The following is a 25,191-nucleotide window of genomic DNA, read 5'->3' as shown; positions in this document are numbered from 1 at the left end:
TCGCACCGGCGCAGCCCCCGTCGTCAGGAACCGAGCAATGCGCTCACTGCAGTGCTGCCGCTCTCGGCGCTTCCGCTGCCGATGAGCCCGAGGATGACGTCGACGATGATCTTGGCGATGAATGCGTCCATAGCTACTCCTGTTGTGAAGTACCCCCGACGGGATACAGACGGACCTACGAATGTCATGGCCGACTGTTACCGACCACAACGAATCGGAAGGTAGCAGCTGGATCTGACCGAAAAGTGTCGCTGTGGGCGTGGCCACACCCATAGCGGCAGTTTGTACAAATTTCGAGATTTGTCCATCAAGCTGACAAATTCGGTGTATTGTCCAATCCATAGTGATCGGACTTACACGAGGAGTGACGATGACCGCATCGAACATCGACGACCAGGCACAGACGCCGGTCGACGAGTGGCACGACCGCAAGCGACATCTCTGGCTGATGGGCCTGATTCCGCCCACGGCGGTGTTCCTGGCCACCGGTCTGGTGTGGGCCTTCAACCAGCTCGGCTGGAATGCGGTGGCCCCGGTCTGGTGGTGGATCGGCGCGCTGCTCGTCTATGGATTGCTCCCGATTCTCGACCGCTTCTTCGGTCCCGACGGCGACAATCCACCCGACGAGGTGATGAAGGCGCTCGAGGAAGACAAGTACTACCGATACTGCACCTATGCCTACATTCCGTTCCAGCTCGCGAGCCTGGTGTTCGCCTGCTACCTCTGGTCCACCGACAACCTCTCGTGGCTCGGCATCGACGGCGGATTGGGTCTCGTCTCGAAGATCGGCCTGGCCATCAGCATCGGCGTCATGGGCGGTGTGGGCATCAACACCGCTCACGAACTCGGCCACAAGAAGGACGAGCTCGAGCGCTGGCTGTCGAAAATCACTCTGGCACAAACGTTCTACGGCCACTTCTACATCGAACACAATCGCGGCCACCATGTTCGCGTCGCCACTCCCGAGGATCCGGCGAGCTCGAAGTTCGGTGAGAGTTTCTGGGCCTTCCTCCCCCGTAGCGTGTGGGGAAGTCTGCGGTCGTCCTGGGAGCTCGAGAAGACTCGCATGGAGCGTCTGGGCAAGAGCACGTGGAGTATTCACAACGATGTGCTCAACGCATGGCTGATGTCCGTCGTCCTCTACGCCGTTCTCGTTGCCGTGTTCGGTCCGATCGTGCTGCCGTTCTTGGTCATTCAGGCAATCTATGGCTTCTCACTGCTGGAGACGGTCAACTACCTCGAACACTATGGCTTGCAGCGTCAGAAGAAGGACAACGGCCGTTACGAACGATGCACCCCCGAGCACAGCTGGAACTCCGATCACATCGTGACCAACATCTTTCTGTATCACCTTCAGCGACACAGTGATCACCACGCCAACCCCACTCGGCGCTACCAGACGCTACGCAGCATGGACGGTGCACCCAACTTGCCGAGTGGTTACGCGAGCATGATCTCTCTGGCCTATTTCCCGCCTGTGTGGCGCAAGGTGATGGACCACCGCGTTCTCGATCACTACGACGGCGACATCACCCGCGTCAACATCCAGCCGTCCAAGCGGGAGAAGATCCTCGCTGCCTACGGAGCGAAGTGATGGCTGCCTTCGAGTGCCCGGTGTGCGAGTTCGTGTACGACGAGTCCAACGGCGCACCGCGCGAGGGCTTTCCGGCCGGCACCGCATGGTCCGAGGTACCGGACGACTGGCCGTGCCCCGACTGTGGTGTCCGCGAGAAAATCGACTTCAGGAGTAAGGCATGAAGCTCTACCGCTGCGTTCAGTGTGGATTCGAGTACGACGAAGAACTGGGCTGGCCCGAGGACGGCATCGAGCCAGGCACGCGCTGGGACGATATTCCCGACGACTGGTCGTGCCCCGATTGTGGCGCTGCCAAGGCCGATTTCGAGATGGTCGAGGTCGAACGCGGGTGAATACTCGGCAACCCGGCCGCGTCGTGATCGTCGGCACCGGTGCCACCGGGTACACCGCCGCCAAAGTGCTACGAGCCGAGGGCTTCACCGGGTCCGTCACGCTGATCGGCAACGAACAGGAGGCTACCTATCGTCGTCCGGCGGTCTCCAAGGAGCTGCTGCTGGGTACCAAGTCGGTCGATCAGGTTCAGCTGGGTGCCGCCATCGACAGTGTCGACCTTCGCACCGGCGTCACGGCGACAGCCGTCACCGATTCGGCCGTGCAACTGGACGACGGCGATCAGGTCCCGTACGACGCCCTGCTGCTGGCAACGGGTTCTCGTGCACGGCAACTCGATCGGTTGGGTTCGGGTCACGTGTTCACGCTCCGCAGCGCCGCCGACGTCGCCCCGCTGCACGCCGACATTCTCCGAACAGGATCACTGCTGGTGATCGGTGGCGGCCTGATCGGGTGCGAGGCGGCGGCAGCGGCCCGGTCACTCGGTGCCGAGGTCACGGTGTTGGAGGCAGCCTCGACTCCGCTGAGCCGGATCGCACCGGCCGAGATCTCGCAGATGTATCGAGACCTACACGGCGACAACGGCATAACGATTCACACCGACGTCTCCGTGACCGAGCTGGAAAAGCTGCCCGACGGCACGCTCCGTGCCACCGCTCAGGACGGACGCTCATGGTCTGCCGGCACAGTTCTGGTGTCCGTCGGCTCGGTCGCCAACATCGAGCTCGGAGCGGATATGGGCCTCGAGACCGCGTCGGGAATCCTGGTGGATGCGGAGATGAGAACATCGGCGGCCGGCATCTACGCGGCGGGTGACGTCGCCGAGGTGCCCAACACCATCCTCGGCGGCACCTATCGGAGTGAGCACTGGAACGGGGCCGTCGATCAAGCGACCCGGGCCGCCCGGTCCATCCTCGGTCTCGACGTCGGCGATCTCGACGTTCCGTGGGGGTGGTCCACTCAGCACGGCGTCAACCTGCAGTTCGCGGGGTGGACCAGCGCCGACGACGAGTACGTCGTGGTTCGCGGCTCCATCGAGGACCGCCGCTTCACCGCCTGTGCGCTGCGCGGCGATTCCCTCGTCGGAGCTATCGGAGTGGGGTATCCCAAGGACATCCGGCAGATCAGATCCCTCATCTCGAGCGGAGACCGCGTCGATCGGGATCTCCTCGGAGAGGATTGGCTGGATCAGCCGCATGCGGTCGTTCGATAGAGTCGTGTTCATGCCCGCAGCCGAACAGACGTCGACCCCCGGTCGATACCGTGAAGCCGCGTCGACCCTTGCCCGCGATACCGCACTCGACGCGCTGCGCGAGTTGTTGCACGAGCGCAACTGGCGCAACGTGACGATGAGTCACATCGCCAAGGCTGCCGGCCTGAGCAGACAGAGCCTGTACAACGAATTCGGTTCACGACGCGGTGTCGCACAGGGGTACGCCATCAGATTGACGGACATATTCGTCGACCTGTGCGAAACCGCGCTGTACGAGCATCCCGACGATGCCGGTGCTGCCCTGCGACAGGGTTTCTCGTCGTTCTTCCAGCTGAGTGCACTGGATCCCCTTGTGCGATCACTGCACGGTGGCGACGCCCCCGAAGATCTGCTCCGCCTCATCACCACCGACAGTGCCGTACTGATCGAGCGTGCGGGAGACCGTCTTGCGAATACCTTCCAACGCGGCTGGGTAGGCGCGAGCCCGCGGCAGGCAGACGTCATCAGCAGGGCGATCGTGCGTCTGGCATTGAGCTACATCCCCGAGCCCCCGCATGATATTACCGCTGCTGCAGATGATTTCGCGCTGCTGCTGACTCCGTTCGTCGACTCGATCACCGACGGCAACTGATCTCGCAAACGGGCTCCCATAGCCCACTGGCCTTGCACGCCGACCCCACTTACACCCTAGTTCTCGCAAAAGCGCACGCGTTTGCCGAAGCGCGGCCAGATCAGTCGACGTCGATACGGCTGCGAGGAGGGCCCATGTGCGCACTTCTCCCACCGTCGCGCAGTGCGACCACAGTCCACCCTGCTCCGATGACGGATAGGGCCATAACAGCTCCAATTGCGATCATGAGACAACAATGGACTGGTTTTAGGCCGAATATTGCAGTCCAGTGTGCAAGAGTGGCCTGTATGGATCCTTTCGACGCAACGGCGATCTCGGCCCCGGAGTTGGCAGCACGGATCGGCCCGTCGACGCTGCGGAACAGATCCGGCGGTCCGCTCTACCTCGAGATCGCCGACGAGTTACGGCGGTTGATCGAGAACGGCGAGGTGTCGGCTCAGACGCGGTTGCCCGCCGAGCGGGCGCTGTCGATCAGTCTCGATGTCAGTCGGGTCACGGTCGCGTCGGCCTACAAGCATCTTCGTGACGGCGGGTGGATCAGTGCCCAACGCGGGTCGGGCACCTACGTTTCGCCTACCGGTTCGCTGCCGTCGTGGGGTTCGCTCGCCGGCGATCGGGAGACTGCAAACCTGGAGTTCGTCAACGCGTCCCCCTCTGCGTCGCCCATGCTGTCCGATGCGTACGGCGTTGCGGCGGAGAAGATTCGAGATCGTTTCACCTTGGGCGGCTATGCTCCCTCCGGTCTGTTCGAGCTCCGCGAATCCATTGCCGCGTACTACCGGGGGCGAGGGGTCCCGACCACCGCCGACAACATTCTCGTCACCTCCGGTGCCACCGACGCCATTCATGCGGTGCTGGCAACGTTCACAGAGCCCGGTGCCCGAGTGTTGGTCGAGCATCCGACGTATCCGGGTGTCGTCGAGCTCGTTCATTCGCTCGGCGGCCGATGCATCCCGGTACCCATCGACCCGGATGACACCGACGAATTCGTGGCATCAGCAGATCGGGCCGCTCGACAGAGCGCCCCCACGCTGGCGTACGTCATGCCCGACTTCTCCAATCCATCCGGTGCGCGACTCCCCCTCCGCACCCGCAGACAGCTGTCGGCCACCATGCACCGCCACGCAATACTGACCATCGTCGACGAGGTAGCAGCGGACCTGTCCCTCGACGGGTCACCCGACATCGAACCTTTCGGGGCGGCCACCCCGGATGTTGCGACGGTGACGATCGGGTCCACCAGCAAGACGGTGTGGGGTGGGTTGCGAGTCGGCTGGGTTCGCGCCGAAGCAGGTCTGTTGGCGAGAATCGCCGCAACCTATGCTCGACGCCAACTTTCGGTGTCCGTCATCGATCAGCTGGCTGCGGTCGAGTTGATGGGCAAGTACGACGAGGTTCGTCGGGTGCGCGCGGAGGCATCGAGAGTTGCTCGTGACCACACCGTCGCATTGATGCGTGATCATCTGCCGGACTGGCACTTTCGAGTACCGGACGGAGGCCTGGCATTGTGGTGCTCCCTTCCCGACGGCATCCGATCGAGTGCACTCGTCGCCGAAGCCCACTCTCACGGTTTGCTGCTGGCACCCGGACTGCGATTCGGAACCGGATACGCTTTCGACGATCATCAGCGCATTCCGTTCACTCGCTCACTTCCCGACATCACCTCGGCTGTGGGCATTCTCGCTGGCCTGTCCTCGGGGATCGGCCCGGCGGCGGCCATCGCGTCGAGCACGCCTGCTGCGGTGGTCTGAGCCCGCCGGCCCCCGCAAACGCGCGCGCGTTTGCGAAACGCTCGCGAATTGGTCACCTGTTCGCCAGCGGAATCGCGCGCACCTGACGAATGCGCACGCGTTTGTGACGACGACACCCAACCACCGATGACCCTACCGCACCGACTTCTTCTCGTAGATTGCCATCGACCAGACGTATCCCGTGGCTGCGATCACCGCGCACCAGGCAAGTGCCAGTGGCAGATTCGTGCCCAGTGGCTCCCCCGACAGCAGTCCGCGCAGGGTTTCGACGAACGACGTGAACGGTTGGTAGTCGGCGAACCATCGCAGCCCCGATGGCATCGTGTCGGTCGGAACGAACCCACTTCCCAGAAACGGCAACAGCAGCAACAGCATCGGTAGGTTGCTCGCGGTTTCCACCGACTTCGACGCCATACCCATCGCCACCGCGAGCCAACTGATCGCGAAGGCGATGAGCAGCACCATTCCCAGAATCGAGAACCATTGCAGAGGATTGGCATTCGGTCGAAAGCCGACGGCAATTCCCACTGCCAGCACAACCACCACTCCGAGAACGGCTTGCACCGTGTTGCCGAGAACGTGGCCCGCGAGAACCGCTGCACGCGAGATCGCCATCGTTCGGAAGCGCGCGGTGATGCCTTCCGTCATGTCCATGGCAACGGTGGTCGCCGTTCCACCGGCGGTACCGGCAATCGTCATGGCGAGGATGCCCGGCATCACGTACGGCAGATATGCAGACCGTCCGGCGTCTGGGTCCACACCGGGCAAACCTGCGCCCAGGGTTCCTCCGAATACGAAGACGAACAACATCAGGAACACCACTGGCGCGCCGATGACGAACATCGTCAAGCCGGGATATCGCCGAATGTGCAGAAGACTGCGCCGGAGCATGGTGATCGAATCACTCATCGCGAATGTCGTTGCAGTTGTCATGATTCGACCTTGCTGTCGGTCCGGCCGGTCAATGCCATGAACACGTCATCGGGGTCCGGAGTGTGGATACTGAGGTCGTCGGCCGCAACGCCCGCCGCATCCAGCCGACTCAACACGGCCTGCAGGGTGCGGACGCTTCCGTCGGTCGGTACCGACAGCGCCAGACCGTCGGCGTCGACGACCGCATCGCCGAATGCGCGGGTTGCGTCGTCGAGCGTCATGATGTCGGCGAAGCGCAATCGAATGTGGCCGCCAGGTATGCGACGTTTCAGTTCGTCCGGGGTACCGTCGGCGACGATCCGGCCGCCGTCGAGTACTGCGACACGATCTGCGAGTTCGTCTGCCTCGTCGAGATATTGGGTGGTGAGCAGCACGGTGGTGCCGTCGGCGACGAGGGATCGCACGATATCCCACATGGTGCGTCGGCTGCGGGGGTCGAGGCCGGTGGTCGGCTCGTCGAGGAAGATGACGCGCGGTGGGGCGACGAGGGTCATGGCAAGATCGAGCCGTCGCCGCATGCCACCCGAGTACGTGGACAACGGCTTTCGAGCGGCCTCGACCAGATCGAACTGCTCGAGCAGGTCTGCGACACGCGGCTTGGATCGCTTCGGTCCCAGATGCCGGAGTCTCGCCATCAGCATCAGGTTTTCCTCGCCGGTCAAGAGGTTGTCGACCGCCGAGAACTGACCGGTGAGACCGATCGCTGCACGAACGTCATCAGGATTGCCGACGACGTCGCAGCCCGCGACTGTTGCCGTACCACCATCCGGCCCAACGAGGGTGGACAGGATATGGACGGTTGTGGTCTTGCCTGCCCCGTTGGACCCGAGCAGAGCGGTGACGGTGCCGGCGTCGACGGTGAGGTCGACACCGTCGAGTACACGTTTGTCGCCGTATGACTTTCGCAGACCACGGGCGTGAATTGCGGGTGTTTCCATGTCCGATCCTTGCCTGTCAACTGTGCTGTGCATGCCGGACGGCAATGTCGCCGTATCGCGTTCGAGCGCGAATCGACACGCTCTCTTCTGTCTCGTCGGGTGCGCTTTCGGGCGTGAGTTCGTTGCGAACGTGTCCGTCTTTCGACGACAGATCGAGCCACGCGGGCACACCGCGCCGCACACCGACGGTGACCTGGCCGTATCCGCTCTCGACTTGGATTGCGCCACCGGTTACTTCGTGGAGAGTGATACTGCCGTACGCGGTCTTCGCGCTCACTCCGCCGAGCGACTTCTCGACATCGAGATCGCCGTAGGAGAGCTTGGCATCGAGTTCGGTGCCAGATTCCCGCACCATGATCGAGCCGTGCGACGCCTTGAGCACTGCATCACCGACGACCGTTCCGAGTCGAATCTGGCCGTGGTCGGCAGTGATGTCGATATCGCCCTGTGCCGTACCCACTGTCGCGTTACCGTGCCCAGCGCGCACCCACAGGTCCTCTGCCGAATCCACTTCCACCGAGCCCATCGAACTCTTGATGCGCACGGCACCGAGATCGCCCACGGTGCGTAGGCTGCCGACTGCAACCTCCGCAGTGAGTCGAGATCCCTGCGGTAGCTCGACTTTCACCTCGACGGACTCAGTCGGACCGAAGAAGCTGATGCGGGCCTTGGGACCGATGACGGTGAGGCGCTCGCCGTCGAAGTCGACCTTGGTGTTCTCGGCCCCCTTACGATCGACGGCTTTGGACGGGTTGGTGGGAGTGACGGTCACGACGGAGTCGGCACGTTCTGTCGCAACGACGTCGATGCTCCCGACCTGCAGATCGATGGCCAGGTCGATCGGCGTCGGAGTAGCGAATTCGGGCATGGCGATGCCTCCTATGGGCATGGTTGTGACACTCTGCTCGGCGCAGAGTTACTGAAAAGCTTTGTTGGAGCGGACGATCAGCGCGCCCAGCCGGCAAAGTTGTCCCCGGTACGAACCGTTCGTTGCGCGGCACGGCGCTGTTTGGGTTGAAGAGCGGTGGCGACGGCTCGCACCAACCAGGTGTTCACCGACATACCGTCCGACGCCGCGGCCTCGTCCACTCGCGATTTGAGCGCGTCCGGCAGTCGAAGAGTGGTGCGGGATGTGCTCGTGTCGTCGAGTTCGATGCTGGGAGGGGTTTGTTCATCGTCTTCCGGTTCCGAGACAGGTGCCGCCACGACGAATTCGATCTCACGTCCACGGAGCCTGATGTCCACGGAACCAGGGGCAAGGTCGCGGTTGATGTCTCCTACCGCGGCCGACAGCACGTCGAGCATCACCAGACGCGTCGCCGCATCCATGCCGTCGACGAGTCGTTCAGCAGCAGCACGAGTGTTCTCGTCCCCGGTTGCTGCCGACTCGACCAACCGACGTTGGAGGTCGTTGACGTACTGCCCAAGTTCCATGCATCAAGAGTGACACCACAATGGTGTCACGTCAAGCCCTAGTGGTGTCACGCTGAGTTCGCATCGCTGCCTGTGGCGCTCTCCCGGCAGGCAGCAGGTCGCTTCAGGGCCGAAGGGATTGGACGATTGCCGTGATACGCCGCTCGCGGGTGTCGTCGCGTTTCGCGTCGGCGACGGAGCGGGCGTGTTCTTTTCGCGTCGACGGTGCGAGCGCATCGAACGCTGCTCGGACGGCGGGATCCGCGTCCAGAGCTGTCGCCAGCGCCGGCGGTACCTCGATCACCTGCGGCTGGTCGTCCAATTCGATCGTCACGTCGACGGTGTCGCCGGCTTCCACGCCGAGTGTGGCGCGAACGCTCTTGTTGAGTCCGAGCAGATTCTCGCCGCCCATGCGTCCGATGCGACCGCGCACCGTCCGACCACCGATCGTGAACCGAACCGGCGGAGTCTTGGTGGAACCGAGCGACGCGACCTGTTCGTCACTGAGCACTATTGCTGCTGCAGGGCCCCGTGATTCGAGGACCGTCGACACCCACAGAACCGTTGCTGCCATGCGGACAGGCTATCCGTCGGTGGTGCTCTCAGTGTCCACAATTCGCGTCGAAAGGCGGGATTCCGTCATAGGCCTCGAATAGTGGACAGTCAGCGCACCCGACCGGCAGCAATCAGGCCTCGGCTTCCACGATTCGCTTGATTGCCGCCAGGGTCCGGGGGATGCCGTCCAGTGCCGCTCGGCTTCGAGTGTCGATTTCCTGCTGCGCGTCGTCGCCGAACTTGCGGTGAAAGTGGGCGATGCCGCCGGGCAGGAAGTTCCAGTTCTCCGTCAGGCGTGTGCCACCGTCGACGGACTCGAGCGTGTAACCCCAGCGGACGAAGTTGTCGCCCACCACCCAGGCGAATTCGCGGCCGGGTTCGGCTGCAGCCACTGTCGAGACCGTTTCCCATGTGCGACCCGGCACCACGTTGCGGCCGGTGAACGTAGATCCGACGCCACCGCCATCGGATTCGTTCCACCAGCACTCCTGGCAGATCGGGCTCCATTCACCCGTACGGGTGACGTCGGAGACAACGGCGTACACGTCGTCGACCGACGCAGCGACGGCGATGGATTCGGAGAACTCGAGTGCAGTCATCTCACCATTGTCCCTCGGCGGCCGACGCAGCTGAGAGCAGAGTCGCTGCCCACAGCAGAACAACTGGTGTGCAAGCGAATTCGGACTCACACTCGACTCATGAGCGAATCGCCTCGAATGTTCCCGCCCGAACTCCGCAACCAACTCCTACGGCACCGAGTTCTGGTGCTCGACGGCCCGCTCGACGACGACAACGGCACCGTCCTCACCACTCATCTGCTGACGTTGGCCGCCGAGAATTCCTCGGCCGACATCGCACTGTGGATTCACTCTCCAGGCGGATCGGTTCCCGCAATGCTCGCCATCCGCGATGTGATGCGCCTCGTCCCGTGCGACGTCTCGACCCTCGCGCTCGGATTGGCCTGCAGCGCCGGTCAATTCCTATTATCGTCGGGCACGCGAGGAAAGCGGTACGCCCTGCCGCATTCACGGATCCTCATGCACCAGGGCTCGGCGGGCATCGGAGGGTCGGCCGTCGAAGTGGAGGTGCAGGCCAACGATCTGCGTCATACCCGAGATACGGTGCTCGGCCTGATCGCCGACGACACGGGACAAACACGTGAGCAGATCTTCGACGACTCTCTGCACGATCGCTGGTTCACCGCGGAGGCTGCCCGTGAGTACGGGTTCGTCGATGCGATCGTCGACTCGTTCGATCAGGTCATGCCTGCGCGACGGGTGTCCTTCGGAATGGAGCTGGCACGATGAGCACGTACACGATTCCCAATGTGATCACGCGAGATTCCCGCGGGGAACGCGTCGTCGACGTGTATTCGCATTTGCTCAGTGAACGCATCGTCTACCTCGGTACCGGAATCGATGCAGGTGTCGCGAACGCGATGATCGCGCAACTTCTGCACTTGGAAGCCGACTCCCCCGATCAGGAGATTTCGATGTACATCAACTGCGAGGGCGGTGACACGGCCGCCATGCTGGCCGTCTACGACACCATGCAGTTCATCGGATCACCTGTTGCCACAACGTGTGTGGGCCAAGCCGTTGCAGCTGGTGCAGTGCTCCTCGCCGCCGGGGCACCGGGGCGACGCTCTGCGCTGACCCACAGTCGGGTGGTGTTGCATCAACCTGCGGCGCAGGGACGCGGCACCATTCCCGACTTGATTCTGGCTGCCGACGAGGTGGTCCGCGTCCGGGCCGAGATGGAATCGATCCTTGCAAAACACACCGGACGCGACGTCGAGAAGCTTCGCCATGACACCGACCGCGATCTGGTGTTGACGGCCTCTGCCGCCCGCAAGTACGGCGTCGTCGACCAGGTTCTCGAGGGGCGTCAGGCAGCCATCAACGTCGCATCTCCTCGCGACAGGTCGTGATGCGCTAGGCGTGAGATGTCTGCCATCGACGTGCCCAACGCACCGACGATGGCCGCAAGGATTTCGCTCGACGGGTCCTTGCGGCCACGTTCGACCTCCGACAAGTACTGCGGCGCAATGCCTGCGCGGGCAGCGGTCTCGGCAAGAGTGTCGCCGCGGGCGTGCCTGCGCTCGCGTAGCCTCCGGCCGACCACTTCACGCCACAACGGTTCCACTGCGCGCGCTGCTCGGCGCTCATCGATTCGTATGACCTCGCCCATGATCGGAGCCTAGGCCTCGATTCCATGAGGTGTCGGGGATTCTGCTCAGAGCAGAGAACCCGGTTTCACGAACGTCTTCGCAAAGCGCTTCTGCCAGGGCGTCTCCACTGCTCGACGCGCGTAGTTGTGTCGAACGTAGTCGACGGCTGCACTGCCGGGCATACCGTCGAGTGCAACTAGACACGCCAGTGCTGTGCCCGTTCTCCCCGTCCCACCGGTGCAGGCGATCTCGACCCTCTCGGTTGCGCAGCGTCGCAATGCTTCTCGCAGTACAACACCGAGCTCCGTCGAGTCGGACGGGAGCCAGAAGTCGGGCCAACGAACCCATCGGCTGTCCCAGTCGAACCCGCCGGGATCCCTGCCCTGCAGGTAGACCCCGAGATCCGGCCGTGGGCCGCCGGGCATCGGATCACGCAAGGCGCGTCCCCGAACGAGACTGCCCGACGGCAGCCGCATCACGCCCGCTGTCTGCACATCCCACATGTGACTCCTCCTTCCCCTGCGTCGACTTCTGCAAGTACCGATACTGCGGTATCGTTCGCTTCACCAGCCCGCACCACTCACCGGCCCCGCCTCCGATATGGCGCTTATGATGACAATTCTTCACGAGAGGGCAATGCCCCCGTTCGTCCGGTGAACCCGCACAGGCAGCGCAAGGCGCGGACCGAGGGTTGGGCACTCCAATATCTGGCGCAGTGGCGTCGGCGAGTCGAGTATCTCGAAGATCGCGTCGACCAAAAGCCCAGAGCGTTGTTCGACAATCGGGTGCCGATCTTGGCCGGATTCACGGGTTGTCCCGGATGCGACGGCCACTTCTTCGGCGACGGGCCGCGCGACGCATTGGAACGACTCATGCGACGCGACGGGCGTCGTGCCCACCGATTACGCGTCGCGGTAGCTCGATTGGATCAGCGGTATCGCGACGTGACCGTAGAGATCGACCGGTCCAGAACGATGCCATGGTGGGAACGTCGAGCACCGTGGGTGTGACTACCCGCCCGGCTTGGTCCACTCGATTGTGTGCCGAAACCCTATGCGGTGTCGCATGGTCGCGCCCGGGAGCCGCTTCTTCACGATGTGACCGATCTCGTCGAAGCTCAGCACCGGGTCCTTCACCGGGAACGGTGCCGGCCGTGCCGTAACCGGGCTCGGCCACGGGCGGTGCAGAAATCCGATCAATGGATTGGTGACGATGGAGACGGAGTCCCACAGCAGATCTCGTGCGCTTCGCGGTGGCGCGAGCCCGACGATGAGCACGCGTCCGCCCGGCGCAAGAATTCGTTCGACATGACGCAATGCGTCGTCCATGTCGAGGTGATGCAGGACGGCGACCATGGTCACAAGATCGATCGAATCGTCTGCCCAGGAGTCGAGTTGGCTGTCTGTGATCGACACATTGTTCACGTCGACAGAGGTGAACTCGGCGATTCGGCGCATCTCCGAATCGCGGTCGGCTCCCGCGACCTGATCGAAATGGGGAGCCAACGCACGCACCAGACCGCCTCGACCACAGCCCATGTCGAGTGCTCTACCGCGCCTGTCGGGCAGGTTCGCCAGAATCCAACTGTGAAAGTAGTCGTTGTGACTCCATGGGTGTCGCTCGTTCAGCTCGCGAACCCACTGGGCCCCTCTGCCTCCGATAAGGGACGTCCCCATTCGTCTCAGCACCACGGAACCCAGTATCCACGAGGCGTGGCAACTCCACCGCGGAGAACGATGTCAACCCAACCATGTGTCCAAGGCCTGTTTGACGCGTGATGGAGCTTCGAGCGGTGCCAGGTGCCCCACACCCGGAAGAGTGTTCACATTCGATTGTCCCGGCAACAACTGTTGCAGTCGATATGCCTGTTCGACGGGAATCCAGGGGTCCTGTTGACCCCATCCGATGGAGGTGTCGCAGCGGACTCGGGGAAGTGCGTCGACGATCGGTCGCGTGTCCTCGGGCCGCAGTTCGCCGATCTGTCGGTAGAACGCAGGCTTACCCTCGTCGGATATCCAGGGTTCGATCAACATCGCCACGATGTCTGGGTCCAGCCGCTGATGTGCGGCTCCCGCAATATATTCGGAGACCAGTGCCGTGTGCAGGGAATCCGGCAAGGCAGCGAAGACGTCACTGTTGTCCGCGACGAGCCGGAAGAATCGGACCCCCACGGGTCCAGGGTCACCACGTCCCACAAGTACAAACTGCCGTAGTCGCGTCCGTGTATCAGGTGGGCTCCCAGGGCGACGGCGCCGCCGATGTCGTGTGCGACGACGAAGGGGCGCTCCAACCGCCAGTGGTCGAGCAACATCGCGAAACGCAGCATCTGGGTGGGTAGATCGGTCCGCACATCGGATCCCTGTGCGGAGCGGCCGTATCCGGGCATGTCCCACAGGTAGACGCGATCCCCAGCGCTGAGGTGGCGAGCAGCCTGCGCCCACACCTGAGCCGACCAGGGTGTTCCATGGCAGAACACCACACCGGCGGACGGTTTCGCTGGGTCGAGTTTCAGCTCGTAGGTCGCGACGGTACTGCCGCCAACAGACACGTAGATGGGCTCCGGTAGATCGAGTCTGCTTGCGTCCATACGATTGGACCCTAGAACTTCAGGTCGACCTGAAGTCAATGTGCGATCATCGGCACGGTGAAGATCGGAGAGGTTGCCGAGGAGCTCGACGTTCCGACCCATGTCCTGAGACATTGGGACGACGTGGGTGTTGTTGTGCCCGAGCGTCTACCGTCGGGCCACCGCGATTACAGCGAGGAGCATGTGCGACGACTGCGGGTATTGCAGGCCTGTCAAGGCGTCGGGATCAGCTTGGCCGATATTCGCCTGATACTTCATCGAGACGAGCTCGGACGAACCGCAGTCATCGAAGAACAACTGGCTCGAATACGACGGCAACAAGCTCAACTCGACCATGCCGAGCGCTTTCTGACGCACGTCGTCTCGTGCACACATGATCTGCTCACCCGATGCCCGCAATGCAGCGAGTATTCGATCGCGTCGACCCCACCGCCATGATGAGACCCACTCAGGAGGACTGAGCTTCCAACACCTCCGCCAGTCTTGTCAGGTCGTCGGCGACCGTTGCGAGATCGCGTTCGAATTCTTCATCGCTGAGTTCGATCTGGCGGACCGTGAACAGAATCTCCGCGCCGTTCGGATGGCTCAGTACTCGAACGGGATTGTTCACCACCGTCCCTGACGGCAACGTCACGTCATGATCGAGGACACCGAGGTCGTTGTGTGGCACGAATCGGACTGTCACCTGCCCCATCGGCGATTCAGCAATGAGTCGATCGCCGTCGATGGTCACGGGACTGTTCGCCAATCCTGCTGCCCATCTGGGTAAGTTCGCGGGATTGACTGCGAACTCGTACACCTCCTCGGGTGTGCGCCCTATGACTCGACTGACGTGTCGACTTGCCACAACGAGTTCTGGATTCATAGCAGCGACACTACGACGACGGGCCGCGACGTTCTGCCGGAAATCGGACCTGCGCCGAAGTCGTGAGTGCACGAACCTAGCCACACACGTGGGACTTGAACATGTTCAAACTGCGGTCTATGGTCGAATTTGAACACGTTCAGAAATGAGGCGAATCGATGGCGCGCACGTCCGAGACTCGCGACAAGGTGGTCGAGGTAGCTCTACGCCTCTTTCGCGAGGAGGGGTTTCAAGCAACCACGATGCGTCGCATTGCCGACGAAGCGGGTGTGTCGCTCGGCAATGCCTACTACTACTTCGCCGGCAAGGACGAACTGGTCAACGAGCTGTACATGGTGATTCAGCGCGATCATCGCGAGCGCGCGCTCAGCGTTCTCGTCGACGGCGGATCGCTATCCGAAAATCTAGCCGCCGTATTGCATTCCGGCCTGGACGTGATGGAGCCCTATCACGCGTTCGGTGGATCTTTCCTGCACTTGGCGCTGCCGACGACCACGAGCTCCAGTCCGTTCTCGGAAGAGTCTTCCGACGCCAGATCCATGGCCATCGATCTCATGCGAGTCACCCTGAGCGCATCGAAACAGAAGGTTCCGGCGTCACTGAAAGACGCTCTCCCGACACTGCTCTGGATGATCTACATGGGAGTCACTCTGCACTGGGTGACCGACTCCTCGGACAACCAGCGACGCACGCGCGTACTGGTCGACGGGCTCGTGCCCGTCGTATCCAAGGCCGTGCGCCTTGCTCGTCTCCCCGTGGCGCGGGGGTTGGTCACCGACGTGGCCGGTCTCCTGAAACGAATGACCTCTCCGGAAGGGTTGGGCCAGTGAACGATTCACCATCGACTGTCGTCATCTGCGGTGCCTCCGGCTACATCGGCCGGTATCTGCGTCGCCACTACGAAGAACGCGATATCCAAGTCAAGACCATCGGGCGCGGAACATCCAGCGATGCAACGTGGTCCGACCATCGCAGCATTGTCGATGTTCTCGACGGTGCCGATCTGGTCGTCAATCTCGCAGGCCGCTCGGTGAGCTGTCGCTACAACAAGAAGAACGCAGACGAGATCATGTCGTCGCGCATCCAGACGACGGCCCAACTCGGCCGTGCCCTGGCCGACGTCAAGACCGCACCCGAGTTGTGGGTCAACGCCAGTACCGGAACCATCTATCGCGATTCCCGTGATCGGCCGATGGACGAACTGTCGGGTGAGCTGGGGTCGGGTTTCTCGGTCGAGGTCGCCCGTGCCTGGGAGCGTGAATTGTTCGACGCCGACGTGGCCATTCGGAAAGTAGCGCTTCGCATGTCGATCGTGTTGGGTGCAGGCGGAGGAGCTATCAATCCGATCATCGACCTGGCACGAGTCGGACTCGGCGGCACGATGGGCGACGGCGGTCAGATGTTCAGCTGGGTGCACGTCGCAGACGTTGCACAGGTTTTCGATCATCTCTACGACAACCGAGGAATTTCCGGCCCCGTCAACGTCGCCACTCCGTTTCCGGTGACCAACACAGAGCTGATGCATCAGGTCCGGAATGCACTGGGCCGCAGTCACGGTCTACCGACACCGGCGTGGCTGCTTCAGTTCGGTGCACGGGTGATTCGCACCGAGGCCGAACTGGTCTTGAAGAGTCGCTGGGTGGATCCACAAGTGTTGACAGACAGCGGTTTCGAGTTTCGATATCCGAGGCTGGACGACGCGCTGGCGAACATTGCATCCGAGACGCCCCGAGGGTTGCTCCCCGTCGCCCTGGGATGACGGGGAGCTCCTCGATCTCTACACCAGCGACGCAGACAACCCGCCGTCCAGGATGTAGTGGCTACCGGTGATCCAGGACGCGCGGTCGGATGCGAGGAACAACGTCACCTCGGCGATGTCCTCCGGTGTTCCGAGCCGTCCTTGTTTTGCGGCGACCAGGTCACCGAATGGAATCTGGGTCGCAGCCTCGAAGTCCGGGACCAAGCGGTCGACCATTGCGGTATCGGCGAATCCGGGACACACGGCGTTCACGCGCACTCCCGATGCTCGCATCTCGATGGCCGCGACCCGGGTGAGCTGGATGACCGCAGCCTTTGTGGCGCAATAGGAACCGAGCAACGCCGTTCCGCCGACGCCGGCCAGCGACGCGATGTTGACGATGTTCCCCTTCGATTCGATCAGCGCGCCGATCGCGGCCTTCATCACCAAGAATGTGCCCTTGACGTTGACGGCGTAGATCTTGTCGAAGCTTTCCGTCGACTGCTGGAGCAGCGGTGACGATACTTCGATGCCGGCGTTGTTGATGACGATGTCGAGACCACCCAGAATCTCGACGGCCTGGGCCACCGCGTTCTGCACCTGACTCTCGTCGGATACGTCGCAGTTGGCGATGCCTGCAGCTCCGATCTCCTCGGCCGTCTTCGCTGCTGCGCCTTCGTCGATGTCGCTGACGACGACGCGTGCACCGCGCTCGATGAACATCGTGGAGATGGCTTTTCCGATACCGGCTCCGGATCCGGTGACGAATACTCGCTTGCCCTCGAACTCGGTCATGGTGTGCTTCCCTTCGATAGTGAGTGAGACATGGTGGTGCGCACTTCGGTCTTGAGGATCTTTCCCACTTTCGAGCGGGGAAGGTCGGTCCATATCTGAATCTGTTTGGGTGTCTTGATGCTTCCGATCTTTGCCTTCACATGGGCGATCAGGTCCGTGTCGGATGCATCCCGACCAGGACGTAGAAGTACTGCGGCGGTGACGCGTTCGCCCCACTTGTCGTCGGGCAGCCCGACGACGGCGCATTCCTTCACCGCCGGATGCGACAGCAGAGCCTGTTCCACTTCGGCCGAGTAGACGTTGAACCCGCCGGTGATGATCATGTCCTTGGCACGATCGACGACGTACAGATAGCCGTCGTCGTCGAGATATCCGATGTCACCGGTGTGGTGCCATCCGTGCGCACCCACTTCGGCTGTGGCGTCGGGATTCTCGTGATAGCCCTGCATCACCAAAGGCCCGCGAACCACGATCTCGCCGCGCTCGCCACCATCGACCAACCCACCGTCGTCGTTCATGATCGCCACAGTCGTCAGGGGCGTCGGCTTACCGGCCGAGCTGAGTCGTTCGATAGCGATGGAACCGTCGCTACGGAAGTGTTCGGCCGGAGCAAGAGTGGCGATCATGTTCGGTGCCTCGGTCTGCCCGAAGAGCTGTCCGAGAACCGGCCCGATCCGGGTCAGCGCCTCTTCCAGTCGAGTCGGCGACATCGGCGCGGCCCCGTACCAGAGGCACCGCAGCGACGACAGGTCCGTGATGTCGAGATCCGGATGATCGAGCACACCGTAGATCACGGTCGGCGGAAGAAACGCGTGGGTGATTCCGTGTTGCTCGATGAGGGAGAGGAACTTTCCGACGTCCGGAGCGCCCATGACAACGACGTGTCCACCCAGACTGAGGATGGGAAACGTCAGCACTCCGGCAGAGTGCGTCAGTGGGGCGAGAGCCAAGTAGCGAGGCCGGTCGCCGAAGGGGTAGCTCATGAGTGCGGTTGCCGTGGAGGTCATCATGTTCTCCTCGGTCAGTCTCACTCCCTTGGGTTTTCCGGTCGTGCCACCTGTGCCGGCGATCATGCACAGGCCGTCCGCCGGTCGTCTGTCGATCACAGAATCGGAGCCGTGTTCGACGAGCCATCGCTCGTAGGAGAATGCTCCCGGCACGTCGCCGTCCAGACAGACGAGCAATTCCAACCGAGGAAGCTGGTCGCGAATGCGACCGACCAGGTCTGCAAAGGCTTTCTGGAAGAACAGGAATCGACAACCGAACAGATCGAACAGTTGCCGATTCTCGTCGGCTTCGTTGCGTGGGTTGATCGGGCACCACACTGCCCCTGCTCGCGAAATCGCAAACACGCAGGTCAGTGCCAGCGGGTCGTTGGCGGAGAGCACCGCGACCCGATCGCCGACCTCGATTCCGTTGTGCTGCAACGCAGCGGCGATGGTCACCGTGTCGTCGTACACCTGGCCGTAGTTTCGAGTGGTGTCACCGATGGTGAGACAGGGGGCATCTCTGCCCAGCGACACCCCTTTGTCGAGGTAGTCCGACAACCGCATCGGCCCAGTCCTCAGCTGTGCGCGGTGACGATGGGTTCGAGCACCAGCCCGAAGGCGCGGAGCACGCCGAGCAGTTCCCGATGCCCGAATGCCTGGCAGCTGGACGCGAAGCCCACCTTCTTCGGCGGTCCCTGCAGCAGATGCGCCGCGGCGAACGCGTTGAGTAGTGCGGTCTGCTTGTAGTTGCAGTTGCCGTGAATCACCGTGTGCACGCGTCCGAGGGGTCCCGACGCGTAGACCGAGTCGAGTGAGGTGTTGATGCGCGGATTCTCCCGGGGAGGTGTCTCGCTTCGTACCGAGGCAGAGACCGTGTCGATGATCTGGTACTTCTCTGCATCCGACTTGCCCTCCATCTGAGCCATTGCGGCGGAGATGATTTGGGGTACCGCCAGCATGAGGGGCTTGTTGATCACGCCGCCGAGGGCGCGAGCGTTCGCTACTCGAGGGTCGTTCTTGAACCACACCGGATGGGATGTCCCGCCCCACGGAAGCGCCAGGCCCAGGTCGTGCTGGCCGGGCACCACTACCTGCATGACTCCGTCGTCCGGCCACTCCACGTATTCGTTCTGTTCGAGGTAGTAGGCCTTGGAGAACGCGGCGTTCGTCAGAATCGTATTGGTCGACGCGACCGTCGGATGTCCCTTCCAGAAGACCTCGATGTCGAGGGTGTCCAGGCCCGGTGTCTCGAGGCAGATGTTCGCGGCGATCTCGCCGATGCTGTACATCTGCGCCAAACCTGGAGTGAGCACCAGGTTTCGGGAGGCGAACTCGGCACCGTATTTGGTTTCGGCGTCGATCATCCAGTCCTGCTCACCGGTGGTGTCGGTGTAGTGCGCCCCGATCTCGATGCAGGCCTGGGCCACCTCGTGACCGAATCGAGAGAACGGCCCGACCGTGTTGAGGACGATCTCGGCCCCACGAAACGCCTCGGCCAGGGCCGCGGCCGTGTGTTCGACCTCGACGACGTCGTGTTCGACGGTCTCGATACCGGGCACCGCGTCGAGAATGCCTTTGACGCGGCCTTCGTCGCGTCCGGCTGCGAGGAACGGAATGTTGTACTCGCGCAGGTACTCACAGATGAGTCGGCCGGTATATCCCGATGCACCGTAGACGACGACGCGCTTGTCCGTTGGCATGGAAAGTCCTCTCGTGGATGGCCCGTCCGCACGGCGGACCGAGTTGGGTTTCGAGTTCGAGTACCGGAGGGGACGCATCTGCATCCACCGTTCCGGCATGTGCTGTGGGTCACAGTAAGCTAGAATTTGAACAGCCGTCAAGCTTTTTCTTGACAACTGTCCAGGACGGGCGAAATGCAGTGGTTCGCGAACTCGCCGTCGGGCATACACTGGGAGACCTACGCGCGGAAAGGACCCGGACCATGACACAGACGGTCGATCCGCGCGCGCGTATCGAAGAGCGCGCTCGCAACAAGTTCGAGTCCAAACGAACCGAACTGGCGCAGGCGACGCTGCACACGCTGGCCGAACTGGGTTATGCGCGCACCTCACTCCGCGAGATCGCACAGAATTCCGAGTTCTCGCATGGCGTCCTGCACTACTACTTCACCGACAAACTAGACCTCATCACGCACGCAGTTCGCCAGTACGAGGCCATCTGTGTCACCCGCTACGACGAGGTGGTGGCCAACGCGGTCGACGCCACGGGCCTCTACGCGGACTTCGAGGCCAAGTACTTCGCCACTCTCGCTGCGGACGCCGGCATCCATCGACTCTGGTACGACCTGCGGAATCAAGCCCTGTTCGACGACTCGTTCCGTACCGAGGTGCTCGAGATCGAAGAGCGTCGGGTGGACATGATCTGGCGCGTTGTTGCGCGCTACTGCGACCTTCGCGGAACCACGCCGTCACTCGATCGGGCGTCGGCGTATGTCCTTCTCGACGGCATCTTTCAGCGGGCCCTTCTGCACCACCTCGCAGGAAAGCCGGCCGAGATCGACGCCGCGCGAGCACAATTGCGCTCCGCTTTCGCGATGGTGGATTGCTCGACGCCTCAGTAGGTCCCCGGCCGGGTCCCCGTGTAGATGCCCGGCACTCGAAAACGCAGAGGTGCCTCCTCGTATTCTTCGAGCGCGTGTGCCGTCCAACCCACGATTCGGGCGAGTGCGAACACCATCTCCGGTGTGTCCGCTTTGAGTCCGTAGGCAAGGGCGAACGTGGCGAGAGCAAAGTCCGAATTGGGAAAAGTATCGAACCGATCGCTCACCTCGTCGATGACGACATCCGCGGCAGCGATCACCGAGGAATCGGCACCGTGTGCAGGATCTCGGAGCAACCGAAGCAGTTCCTCCGCACGTGGATCTCGGTCGGTGTAGACGACGTGACCGAACCCTGAGATACGCGTTCCGGACCTCAATTGTGTTGCGAGAGCTGCTACCGGATCATCGATCGCCGTCGCCAAGAACCTGTACACGGGGTCGGCAGCGGAACCGTGCAGGGGGCCGTCGATGCACCCGAGTCCCGCCGCGAGAACCGAATACAGATTGGCACGGGTGCTCGCCGCCACTCGAACTCCGAGGGTCGAGGCCGCCAGACCGTGCTCGGCCATCAACACCAGCGCTGCCTGCAGCGGGACTCGTCCACGTGGATCCGATACATCGGACTTCACTGCCGCCCAAACAGATTCCGTCACCGATACTTCCGAGGGTTGCCCGCCGAGGGCCGCGCTCACCGTGGCCAGCAGCTGCCCCGCTTCGCGCACCACCGAGGAGGAGCCGATATCGAATCGCAGCGGGCGGTAGGTGGCCGCTACATCGACGGCTATGCGTATCCGATCGATCGAGCGGCAGTCCGGTGCCATAGCCGCCAGTGCTTGCCGACATCGTTGCACCACTGCGGAATCGGCATGAAATTGCACGTCTTCCGGCAGCTCACCGGTCCAGACGAAGTGTGCAACCGACTCGAACGAGAGAGAACTGAGTTGAACGGCATCACGCCCCCGGTAGTACAGATGCCCGTCGTCGATCAGTGTGGTCTGGGTCCGAATACGTTCCACTGCACCGATATCGGTGCGACGGGCTGTGTCACGGCCGGCGAGCGCTTCCACCTCGTCGACGTCGAACACACTCCCCCGCACCCCGGGCAGTCGAGTGCTGGTCAGTAGCCCGCGGCTGACATAGGCGTACACCGTCTCAGGCTTGACGCCCAGTCGCGCTGCGGCCTGGGCCGTGGTGAGCAGATTTCGGCCGTCGTTCGACGTCATGCTCGTCCTTCGTATTGACTGGATCAACATTGACAACAATCAACAGTAACGCGGATCGTAGGGGTTGACCAGGACAAAGGAGATCAGTCATGACCGTTCTCGAAGCCCCACGCGGGCTCCACAACGTCGTCGTCACCACCACCTCGATCGGAGACGTGCGAGGTGACGAGGGGTTCTATCACTACCGCCAGTACTCGGCCATCGACCTGGCTCTGACGGGCACGTTCGAGGATGCCTGGTTCCTGATGGTCGAAGGCCGGTTGCCAAGCGAGACCGAACGCGCCGAGTTCCTGCACGCGGTGGCACCTCTGCGAGTGCTGCCGGACGACGTCGCCGCCGCCGTGAGAACGGTCGCGCAATCAGGACCCGCGCAGCCCCTCTTGGCGTTGCGGACGGTACTGTCCGGTCTGGCGGGCGCGGTACCGCTGTACGAGTCGTCGGAGGCGGACAAGCGGACCACGGCTCTACGCCTGTGCGCGATGACGCCGACCATTTTGGCTGCCGTGCACAGGATTCGGTCCGGCAAGCAACCCGTCGAGCCGCGCGAAGACCTGACAATGGCACAGAACTGGCTGTTCATGATCACCGGTGAAGTGCCCGACGCCGACCGCGCCCGAGCCGTCGACCGCTACCTCACTGCCACGATCGATCACGGATTCAACGCCTCGACGTTCACCGCACGGGTTGTCGCGTCGACGGGGTCGGACATCGCGTCCGCGGTGTGCGCAGCGATCGGGGCGTTCGCCGGTCCATTGCACGGAGGCGCGCCGGATCGCGCCCTCGACGGGCTCGACGAGATTATCGACATAGAATCCGCGGATGTGTGGGCACGCTCGAAAATCACGGCAGGCGAACGAATCATGGGATTCGGGCACCCGGTGTATCGAACCGACGACCCCCGATCGGTGATGCTGCGCGAGACTGCGCAGGAGATGGGCGGAGAGCTCATCGACAAGGCTGTGCAGGTCGAGAAGGTCATCGCCGCTGCGCTCGCAGATCTGAAGCCGGATCGAAAGCTGTACGCCAACGTGGAGTACTACGCCGGCGTTGTGATGGAACTGTGCGGGATTCCGCGATCGATGTTCACCCCCACGTTCGCGTGCAGCCGCATGGTCGGGTGGTGCGCCAACATCGTCGAACAGTCACACGACAGCAAGATCATTCGCCCGATCGCCCGCTACGACGGTCCAGTGCCTTCGGCAGTGGTGCGGATAGGTGCCGCCCAGGGCACTTGACCGCGCCACTGCGGCGAAGCCGCACCGAGGTGTGCCATGATGGAAAACGCGCCTCGGTGCGCAGCGGCGGTGGGGCTCGCCGTAACCGAACCTCGGTCTTCGGACCGACAACAGTCCCTGTCTCGGCAGTCGCATGTCCGCAGATAGGGAGAAGTTCGATGAACGAATTCGACGAGACGCAGAGCGGTACCTCCGCCGACCGATCCATGCCGGTGGACCCCGACAGCCCGGGTTCGTCACGCCCACTGCACCTCCAACCACAAGCGATCGCGGCGGTAGCTCTCGGCGGCGTGGTGGGTACGGGTATTCGCTACGGCGCGGAGTCCGCGTACCCGGCCGTCGCCGGCTCGTTCCCGTTCACCACTCTCGTCATCAACCTCACCGGTGCGTTCGTCCTCGGAATGCTGCTGGAGCGCCTCGCACTGGCCGGCCCCGACCAGGGATGGCGACGCCGGATCCGGTTGTGCATCGGCACCGGGGTGCTCGGCTCGTACACCACGTACAGCTCGTTCGCCCTCGAGACCGTGGAGCTGCTACGAGATCATCGTGTGGTCGCTGCAGCGGTGTACATGACCATCAGCGTGGTCATCGGAACGTTCGCGGCCGGAGCGGGCATCGTTCTCGCGCAACGGTTCGGCACCCGGGCGGAGGAGAAGCGATGATCGCACTGTGGGTCGTTCTCGCCGGAAGTGCAGGGGCGGTCAGCAGATTCGTGCTCGACGGCGTCATCCGATCACGGCGGAAGACCGAATTTCCCTACGCCACAGTGCTGATCAACGTCACCGGATCAGCTGTGCTCGGTATCGTTGCGGGGTTGGTGGCGTTTCGCTCGGCTCCGGAACAGGTCCAGGCAATAGTCGGCGTCGGATTTTGTGGTGGCTACACCACTTTCAGCACGGCAAGTGTGGAGACCGTGCGCCTACTCGAACGGCGACGTTACGGCCTCGCGGCATACAACGCTATCGGTACGGCACTGAGTACCACCGCGGTCGTCGGCGTGGCCATGATCGCCACGGCGTACATGTAATGACGGGTCGTTCGATCTCCGCGTTCGCTCACGCAACGCACAAGGAGCGATGACATGGCTCAGTACTGGAGTACCTTCCAGACAGCGGACCCCGACGGCGAAATTCCCGACGGTCTGCCCGACGGGCGATACGTTGCGGTCATCCCGAGTGGACATGGTGCGCTGACTGCGTGGGTCGCCGGACCCAGACGGTGCTACCGAACTCCCTACCCCGCGGCCGCGCACCCTCCTATCAGGGTGACTCGCGGTCATCCCGGCAGAACGCCGGCGGAAGTGTGGTTCGAGCCCTACACCGAAGCCGACTTGAAGGACGAGAACGACGACATCAATTCCTACCTGGCCGAGGCCGGTGTCCGCTTGCGACCCCATGGATACCGTTGGCACGTATTGGTTCCCGAACACATCGAGGACGGTGAGGCGCTGGAAAGCGCACTGCGTGAGAAGAACAAATACGTCGATCCAGTGGAGGTGTACGCCGCCGTCAAGGAGCTGTACGAAATGATGCAGAAGGGGATACCACCGACTCTGTCACACTACGACTATTGAGGTTCCCCCCGGAAAGTGGACAGTGGTTACGCGGCCATGACAGGCGCGATCAGTGACTGTTCGTAGTTGGCGGGGCTGAGCATCCCGATTGTGGAG

Annotated in this window: 33 protein-coding genes; 17 read left to right on the top strand and 16 right to left on the bottom strand. The window is 62.7% G+C overall.

Translation table 11 applies throughout. From position 1 onward, the window contains the following. Nucleotides 1-370: 370 nt before the first annotated feature. The 6 genes from CH286_RS26260 (at nucleotide 371) to yczR (ending at nucleotide 5,521) form a co-directional block, all read left to right on the top strand. Nucleotides 371-1,594, top strand: coding sequence for an alkane 1-monooxygenase (locus tag CH286_RS26260; protein WP_032405487.1), 1,224 nt, complete (start codon nucleotides 371-373; stop codon nucleotides 1,592-1,594). Next, the gene (locus tag CH286_RS26255) at nucleotides 1,594-1,758 is read left to right on the top strand and encodes a rubredoxin (RefSeq protein WP_032405486.1); all 165 of its coding nucleotides are present in this window, start codon (nucleotides 1,594-1,596) and stop codon (nucleotides 1,756-1,758) included. Before CH286_RS26260 ends, CH286_RS26255 begins: the two co-directional genes overlap by 1 nt. Then, nucleotides 1,755-1,928, top strand: coding sequence for a rubredoxin (locus tag CH286_RS26250; RefSeq protein ID WP_027495558.1), 174 nt, complete (start codon nucleotides 1,755-1,757; stop codon nucleotides 1,926-1,928). Before CH286_RS26255 ends, CH286_RS26250 begins: the two co-directional genes overlap by 4 nt. Further along, complete coding sequence (locus tag CH286_RS26245; RefSeq protein ID WP_094610841.1) at nucleotides 1,925-3,139, top strand: NAD(P)/FAD-dependent oxidoreductase; 1,215 nt, start codon at nucleotides 1,925-1,927, stop codon at nucleotides 3,137-3,139. Before CH286_RS26250 ends, CH286_RS26245 begins: the two co-directional genes overlap by 4 nt. A gap of 10 nt (nucleotides 3,140-3,149) precedes the next feature. Next, complete coding sequence (locus CH286_RS26240; RefSeq protein WP_032405898.1) at nucleotides 3,150-3,770, top strand: TetR/AcrR family transcriptional regulator; 621 nt, start codon at nucleotides 3,150-3,152, stop codon at nucleotides 3,768-3,770. Between the two features lie 287 nt (nucleotides 3,771-4,057). After that, nucleotides 4,058-5,521 carry a MocR-like transcription factor YczR gene (gene yczR, locus CH286_RS26235; RefSeq protein ID WP_094610840.1) on the top strand — a complete coding sequence of 488 codons (1,464 nt, stop codon included), beginning with the start codon at nucleotides 4,058-4,060 and terminating at the stop codon, nucleotides 5,519-5,521. Nucleotides 5,522-5,653: 132 nt separating this feature from the next. Here yczR and CH286_RS26230 read toward each other — a convergent pair whose 3' ends face one another. The 6 genes from CH286_RS26230 to CH286_RS26205 form a co-directional block, all read right to left on the bottom strand. Next, the gene (locus tag CH286_RS26230; protein WP_094610839.1) at nucleotides 5,654-6,454 is read right to left on the bottom strand and encodes an ABC transporter permease; all 801 of its coding nucleotides are present in this window, start codon (nucleotides 6,452-6,454) and stop codon (nucleotides 5,654-5,656) included. Beyond that, nucleotides 6,451-7,392, bottom strand: coding sequence for an ATP-binding cassette domain-containing protein (locus CH286_RS26225; protein ID WP_094610838.1), 942 nt, complete (start codon nucleotides 7,390-7,392; stop codon nucleotides 6,451-6,453). Before CH286_RS26225 ends, CH286_RS26230 begins: the two co-directional genes overlap by 4 nt. Before the next feature lie 16 nt (nucleotides 7,393-7,408). Then, nucleotides 7,409-8,260 carry a DUF4097 family beta strand repeat-containing protein gene (locus CH286_RS26220; protein WP_094610837.1) on the bottom strand — a complete coding sequence of 284 codons (852 nt, stop codon included), beginning with the start codon at nucleotides 8,258-8,260 and terminating at the stop codon, nucleotides 7,409-7,411. Between the two features lie 77 nt (nucleotides 8,261-8,337). After that, nucleotides 8,338-8,826 (bottom strand): hypothetical protein, encoded by a 489-nt coding sequence (locus CH286_RS26215; protein ID WP_032376149.1) that lies wholly within the window; start codon nucleotides 8,824-8,826, stop codon nucleotides 8,338-8,340. A gap of 103 nt (nucleotides 8,827-8,929) precedes the next feature. After that, a complete protein-coding gene (locus CH286_RS26210; protein ID WP_094610836.1) occupies nucleotides 8,930-9,379 on the bottom strand; it encodes a YdeI/OmpD-associated family protein in 450 nt (149 codons plus the stop codon). 112 nt (nucleotides 9,380-9,491) lie between these two features. Next, on the bottom strand, nucleotides 9,492-9,959 hold the full coding sequence (locus tag CH286_RS26205) for an SRPBCC family protein (RefSeq protein ID WP_032405479.1): 468 nt from the start codon (nucleotides 9,957-9,959) through the stop codon (nucleotides 9,492-9,494). Nucleotides 9,960-10,058: 99 nt separating this feature from the next. Between CH286_RS26205 and CH286_RS26200 the strand changes: the two genes are divergently transcribed. Both CH286_RS26200 and CH286_RS26195 read left to right on the top strand, forming a co-directional pair. Then, on the top strand, nucleotides 10,059-10,667 hold the full coding sequence (locus tag CH286_RS26200; protein ID WP_037172932.1) for a ClpP family protease: 609 nt from the start codon (nucleotides 10,059-10,061) through the stop codon (nucleotides 10,665-10,667). Further along, nucleotides 10,664-11,290: a ClpP family protease gene (locus CH286_RS26195; protein ID WP_094610835.1), complete on the top strand. Its 627-nt coding sequence runs from the start codon at nucleotides 10,664-10,666 to the stop codon at nucleotides 11,288-11,290. The genes CH286_RS26200 and CH286_RS26195 overlap by 4 nt, the downstream gene beginning before the upstream one ends. On the opposite strand, the gene CH286_RS26190 is transcribed toward CH286_RS26195, so the two are convergent. Both CH286_RS26190 and CH286_RS26185 read right to left on the bottom strand, forming a co-directional pair. Continuing rightward, nucleotides 11,248-11,550, bottom strand: coding sequence for a helix-turn-helix domain-containing protein (locus tag CH286_RS26190; RefSeq protein ID WP_255182769.1), 303 nt, complete (start codon nucleotides 11,548-11,550; stop codon nucleotides 11,248-11,250). The genes CH286_RS26195 and CH286_RS26190 overlap by 43 nt on opposite strands. A gap of 45 nt (nucleotides 11,551-11,595) precedes the next feature. After that, nucleotides 11,596-12,033: a phosphatase domain-containing protein gene (locus tag CH286_RS26185; RefSeq protein ID WP_094610834.1), complete on the bottom strand. Its 438-nt coding sequence runs from the start codon at nucleotides 12,031-12,033 to the stop codon at nucleotides 11,596-11,598. Between the two features lie 150 nt (nucleotides 12,034-12,183). On the opposite strand from CH286_RS26185, the gene CH286_RS26180 reads away from it, so the two are divergent. Next, the gene (locus CH286_RS26180; RefSeq protein WP_032405475.1) at nucleotides 12,184-12,540 is read left to right on the top strand and encodes a hypothetical protein; all 357 of its coding nucleotides are present in this window, start codon (nucleotides 12,184-12,186) and stop codon (nucleotides 12,538-12,540) included. Here the strand turns inward: CH286_RS26180 and CH286_RS26175 are convergent, their stop codons facing one another. The 3 genes from CH286_RS26175 to CH286_RS26170 all read right to left on the bottom strand — a co-directional run bounded on the left by CH286_RS26175 (nucleotide 12,541) and on the right by CH286_RS26170 (nucleotide 14,117). Beyond that, nucleotides 12,541-13,206, bottom strand: a complete 666-nt coding sequence (locus CH286_RS26175; RefSeq protein ID WP_094610833.1) for a class I SAM-dependent methyltransferase — start codon at nucleotides 13,204-13,206, stop codon at nucleotides 12,541-12,543. A gap of 63 nt (nucleotides 13,207-13,269) precedes the next feature. After that, complete coding sequence (locus CH286_RS28320) at nucleotides 13,270-13,563, bottom strand: alpha/beta fold hydrolase (RefSeq protein ID WP_255182768.1); 294 nt, start codon at nucleotides 13,561-13,563, stop codon at nucleotides 13,270-13,272. Further along, on the bottom strand, nucleotides 13,557-14,117 hold the full coding sequence (locus tag CH286_RS26170; RefSeq protein WP_255182767.1) for an alpha/beta fold hydrolase: 561 nt from the start codon (nucleotides 14,115-14,117) through the stop codon (nucleotides 13,557-13,559). Before CH286_RS26170 ends, CH286_RS28320 begins: the two co-directional genes overlap by 7 nt. Before the next feature lie 57 nt (nucleotides 14,118-14,174). On the opposite strand from CH286_RS26170, the gene CH286_RS26165 reads away from it, so the two are divergent. After that, complete coding sequence (locus CH286_RS26165) at nucleotides 14,175-14,555, top strand: MerR family transcriptional regulator (protein ID WP_094610832.1); 381 nt, start codon at nucleotides 14,175-14,177, stop codon at nucleotides 14,553-14,555. A gap of 10 nt (nucleotides 14,556-14,565) precedes the next feature. On the opposite strand, the gene CH286_RS26160 is transcribed toward CH286_RS26165, so the two are convergent. Further along, nucleotides 14,566-14,982 carry a polyketide cyclase gene (locus CH286_RS26160; RefSeq protein ID WP_094610831.1) on the bottom strand — a complete coding sequence of 139 codons (417 nt, stop codon included), beginning with the start codon at nucleotides 14,980-14,982 and terminating at the stop codon, nucleotides 14,566-14,568. A gap of 158 nt (nucleotides 14,983-15,140) precedes the next feature. On the opposite strand from CH286_RS26160, the gene CH286_RS26155 reads away from it, so the two are divergent. After that, nucleotides 15,141-15,812 carry a TetR/AcrR family transcriptional regulator gene (locus tag CH286_RS26155; RefSeq protein ID WP_094610830.1) on the top strand — a complete coding sequence of 224 codons (672 nt, stop codon included), beginning with the start codon at nucleotides 15,141-15,143 and terminating at the stop codon, nucleotides 15,810-15,812. Further along, nucleotides 15,809-16,741, top strand: coding sequence for a TIGR01777 family oxidoreductase (locus tag CH286_RS26150; RefSeq protein ID WP_037147008.1), 933 nt, complete (start codon nucleotides 15,809-15,811; stop codon nucleotides 16,739-16,741). The genes CH286_RS26155 and CH286_RS26150 overlap by 4 nt, the downstream gene beginning before the upstream one ends. An 18-nt stretch (nucleotides 16,742-16,759) precedes the next feature. Here CH286_RS26150 and CH286_RS26145 read toward each other — a convergent pair whose 3' ends face one another. Genes CH286_RS26145 through CH286_RS26135 form a run of 3 tightly spaced genes read right to left on the bottom strand, consistent with a single transcriptional unit; the run spans nucleotide 16,760 to nucleotide 20,204 of the window. Beyond that, complete coding sequence (locus tag CH286_RS26145; protein ID WP_094610829.1) at nucleotides 16,760-17,515, bottom strand: SDR family NAD(P)-dependent oxidoreductase; 756 nt, start codon at nucleotides 17,513-17,515, stop codon at nucleotides 16,760-16,762. Continuing rightward, nucleotides 17,512-19,068, bottom strand: coding sequence for an acyl-CoA synthetase (locus tag CH286_RS26140; protein ID WP_094610828.1), 1,557 nt, complete (start codon nucleotides 19,066-19,068; stop codon nucleotides 17,512-17,514). The genes CH286_RS26145 and CH286_RS26140 overlap by 4 nt, the downstream gene beginning before the upstream one ends. Before the next feature lie 11 nt (nucleotides 19,069-19,079). Continuing rightward, a complete protein-coding gene (locus tag CH286_RS26135) occupies nucleotides 19,080-20,204 on the bottom strand; it encodes a DUF5938 domain-containing protein (RefSeq protein WP_037147013.1) in 1,125 nt (374 codons plus the stop codon). Between the two features lie 242 nt (nucleotides 20,205-20,446). Between CH286_RS26135 and CH286_RS26130 the strand changes: the two genes are divergently transcribed. After that, complete coding sequence (locus CH286_RS26130) at nucleotides 20,447-21,085, top strand: TetR/AcrR family transcriptional regulator (protein ID WP_032405467.1); 639 nt, start codon at nucleotides 20,447-20,449, stop codon at nucleotides 21,083-21,085. Here CH286_RS26130 and CH286_RS26125 read toward each other — a convergent pair. After that, the gene (locus tag CH286_RS26125; protein ID WP_255182766.1) at nucleotides 21,079-22,287 is read right to left on the bottom strand and encodes a citrate/2-methylcitrate synthase; all 1,209 of its coding nucleotides are present in this window, start codon (nucleotides 22,285-22,287) and stop codon (nucleotides 21,079-21,081) included. The genes CH286_RS26130 and CH286_RS26125 overlap by 7 nt on opposite strands. Before the next feature lie 89 nt (nucleotides 22,288-22,376). Here CH286_RS26125 and CH286_RS26120 point away from each other — a divergent pair, with 89 nt between their 5' ends. The 4 genes from CH286_RS26120 to CH286_RS26105 all read left to right on the top strand — a co-directional run bounded on the left by CH286_RS26120 (nucleotide 22,377) and on the right by CH286_RS26105 (nucleotide 25,095). After that, the gene (locus tag CH286_RS26120; RefSeq protein ID WP_094610826.1) at nucleotides 22,377-23,522 is read left to right on the top strand and encodes a citrate/2-methylcitrate synthase; all 1,146 of its coding nucleotides are present in this window, start codon (nucleotides 22,377-22,379) and stop codon (nucleotides 23,520-23,522) included. 158 nt (nucleotides 23,523-23,680) lie between these two features. Then, nucleotides 23,681-24,184 (top strand): fluoride efflux transporter CrcB, encoded by a 504-nt coding sequence (gene crcB, locus CH286_RS26115; RefSeq protein ID WP_094610825.1) that lies wholly within the window; start codon nucleotides 23,681-23,683, stop codon nucleotides 24,182-24,184. Continuing rightward, on the top strand, nucleotides 24,181-24,549 hold the full coding sequence (gene crcB / locus CH286_RS26110; protein WP_037147020.1) for a fluoride efflux transporter CrcB: 369 nt from the start codon (nucleotides 24,181-24,183) through the stop codon (nucleotides 24,547-24,549). The genes crcB (CH286_RS26115) and crcB (CH286_RS26110) overlap by 4 nt, the downstream gene beginning before the upstream one ends. Nucleotides 24,550-24,603: 54 nt before the next feature. After that, the gene (locus CH286_RS26105) at nucleotides 24,604-25,095 is read left to right on the top strand and encodes a DUF5956 family protein (protein WP_094610824.1); all 492 of its coding nucleotides are present in this window, start codon (nucleotides 24,604-24,606) and stop codon (nucleotides 25,093-25,095) included. Nucleotides 25,096-25,191: the final 96 nt, after the last annotated feature.

The organism is Rhodococcus sp. WWJCD1 (assembly GCF_002258735.1).
GTDB lineage: Bacteria > Actinomycetota > Actinomycetes > Mycobacteriales > Mycobacteriaceae > Rhodococcoides.
This window is presented reverse-complemented; position numbering and strand designations above follow the sequence as displayed.